2 protein-coding genes are annotated in these 2834 nt (G+C 76.0%); one reads left to right on the forward strand and one right to left on the reverse strand.

Annotated elements, in window-relative coordinates:
• Positions 1-1444 (forward strand): M3 family metallopeptidase (locus tag J1M37_RS11265; protein ID WP_206452675.1); only part of this gene is annotated, 1444 nt, incomplete at its 5' end.
• A gap of 6 nt (positions 1445-1450) precedes the next feature.
• Here J1M37_RS11265 and J1M37_RS11270 read toward each other — a convergent pair.
• A partial coding sequence (locus J1M37_RS11270; protein WP_241251072.1) for an alpha/beta hydrolase family protein occupies positions 1451-2834 on the reverse strand: 1384 nt, incomplete at its 5' end.

The raw sequence follows: 2834 nt of genomic DNA on the forward strand, positions 1-2834 counted from the left end.
GCACGGGGACGGGGACGCGGCGGCGGGCCCGTGGCTGCTGACGCTGTCCCTGTTCACGTCGCAGCCGTGGCTGGCGTCCCTGCAGGACGAGGGGATGCGGCGCGAGGTGTTCGAGGCGTCGACGGGCCGGGGCGGGTCCGGGGAGCACGAGACGCTGACGACGGCGATGGCGATGGTGCGGCTGCGGCTGCGCAAGGCGCGGCTGCTGGGGGCGCAGAGCTGGGCCGAGCAGGCGCTGAAGGACCGGGCGGCGCCGTCGACGGCGGCCGTGGAGGAGCTGCTGGCCGCGATGGCGCCGCGGGCGATGGCCAACGCGCGGGCGGACGCGGCGACGGCGGCGGCGCACGCGGGCCGGACGGACGCCGAGGTGGCCCCATGGGACTGGCCGGCGCTGTCCGCGGCGTACGCGCGGGAGGAGTTCGCGGTGGACGCGGACGCCCTGCGCCCGTACTTCGAGCTGGACCGGGTGCTGACCGAGGGCGTGTTCGCGGCGGCGACGGCGCTGTACGGGCTCACGTTCGCCGAGCGCCCGGAGCTGGCGCGGCACCTGTACCGCCCCGGGATCCGGGTGTTCGAGGTGACGGGTGAGGACGGTGCCGGGGTGGGTCTGTTCGTCGCGGACCTGTTCGCGCGGCCGACCAAGTCGGGCGGTGCCTGGATGCACACGGTGCGGGACATGGCGGACGCCCTGGGCGAGCGCCCGGTGGTGTTCACCACGATGAATGTGCCGGCCCCGGCGGCGGGGCGTCCGGCCCTGCTGACGCTGGATGAGGCCACGACGCTGTTCCACGAGTTCGGCCACGCCCTGCACGGGCTGCTGGCCCGGGGCGAGTACGCCTCGCTCACCGGGACGAACGTGCCGCGCGACGTCGTCGAGTTCCCGTCGCAGGTCAACGAGGTGTGGCTGCGCGAGCCGTCCCTGCTGGCCGCGTACGCGCGGCACGTGGAGTCGGGCGAGCCGCTGCCGGCGGGGACGCTGGAGCGGCTCGAGGCGGCGGACCTGTGGGGCGAGGGGCACCGCACGGTCGAGTATTTGGGCGCGGCGCTCGTGGACTGGGCCTGGCACTCGCTGACGGAGGAGACGGTGGACGCCGCCACGGCCGACCCGGCCGCGTTCGAGCGCCGGGTGCTGACCGAGGCGGGCATCGACCCGGACCTGGTGCCTCCGCGCTACGGCACCGGCTACTTCAAGCACATCTTCGGCGGCGGCTACGCGGCCGGGTACTACTCCTACGTGTGGGCCGAGGTGCTGGACGCGGACGCCGTGGAGTGGTTCCGCGAGCACGGCGGGATGACGCGGGAGAACGGCCGCCGGTTCGCGGACGAGCTGCTCTCGCGGGGCGATACGCGTGACCTGCTGGAGTCCTACCGCGCGTTCCGTGGCCGGGACGCCGAGCTCGAGCCGCTGCTGCGCCGTCGGGGGCTGGCGGACGCCGCGGCCTGAGCGCGGTCAGCGCCCCCGGCCGCCGGGGCGGGGGGCGCTGAGCACGGCGCGCAGCCAGCCGCGCACGGTGGTGTCCCACTTGCGCGGGTCCACGTTCTGCTCGCGGGTGTGGCGGGCCTGGTGGAAGCGGACGAACCGCACGAGGTCCGGGTTGCGCTCGGCCAGGTCCTGCGAGGGGCCGACGGGCACGTACTCGTCGTCCTCGGAGTGCAGGATCAGCGTGGGCACACGCACGTGGTCGGCGCGGGTCACCCAGTCCAGGGCCTTGAGGTCCACGGGGGCGGCCAGGCCCGTGATGAACCGGCCGGCCCGGTTGGCCAGCAGCCACTGGCCGAGCAGGCCCACGGCTTCGGGGATCCGGTTGAGCCGGGCCTGGTGGCGCAGCACGTCCACCCAGTCGATGACGGGGCCCGTCAGGACCACGCCGCGCACGTGCGGGGCCAGCGGGGAGCGGTCCACGGTCTGCAGCACCACGGCCCCGCCCATGGACCAGCCGAAGAGGACGACGTCCCGGGCGCCGTGGTCGAGGGCGTAGCGGATGGCCGCCTCGACGTCCTCCCATTCGGTGGTGCCGAGCCCGTAGCGGGCGTCGGCGGCGTCCGGGGCGTCGCCGTCGTTGCGGTAGGAGATCAGCAGCGACGTCATGCCCAGGCGGCGGGCGGTCGGCACGGCGCGGATGCCCTCGTTGCGGCGCGCGCCGCGGCCGTGGACCATCACCGCCCACAGCCCCTCCGCGGGACGGGGTTCGCCGTCCTCGCTGGGGTCCGGCTCGATGCGCCATGCGCGGGCGTGGCCGCCGGGCACCGGCACCTGCACGTCCTCGGCGTCGAGCCCGGCGTCGGCGGGGGTCGGGTAGACGAAGCCGGTGAACCGGCCCCGGGTCGCCGTCGTCAGATCGCCGGAGAAGACCTCCTCGACCGCGCGCTGCACCGTGCCGTCCCGGGGGTCGAAGGAGGTGATCTCCCCGATGCGGGCGCATCCGGCGCCGTCGTCGAACGTGAGGGAGTACTGGCCGGGCACGGTGGTGTACTCGTCGGCCTGCAGGATCACGTCCTGCCCGGCGGGCGTGTCGACGACGGCGAGGATCGGCGTGGACTCGGCGTGGCGGCGCACGGGGGTCACCACGGTGCGGGCGAACACGCCTGCGAGCGCCGAGCTCGCCCCGGCCAGCACGAAGGCGGAGGCCGCGGCGACGCTGAGCACGGGCGGGGCCCAGCGGGCCACCGGGGAGGCCACGGCCACGCCGCCGCGCACCGATCCGGTGACTCCGCGGCGGACCAGGCGGCCCGCTCGGCGGACGCGGGAGTCGCGACCCCCGGCCCGCCGGGCTGCCACGGTGACGGCGGCGGCCAGGGCGGGCGGCAGGTCGGCGGGGTGGGGACGGGGACGG

It is taken from the genome of Micrococcus sp. KRD012, from assembly GCF_017168555.1.
Taxonomy (GTDB): Bacteria; Actinomycetota; Actinomycetes; order Actinomycetales; family Micrococcaceae; genus Micrococcus; species Micrococcus luteus.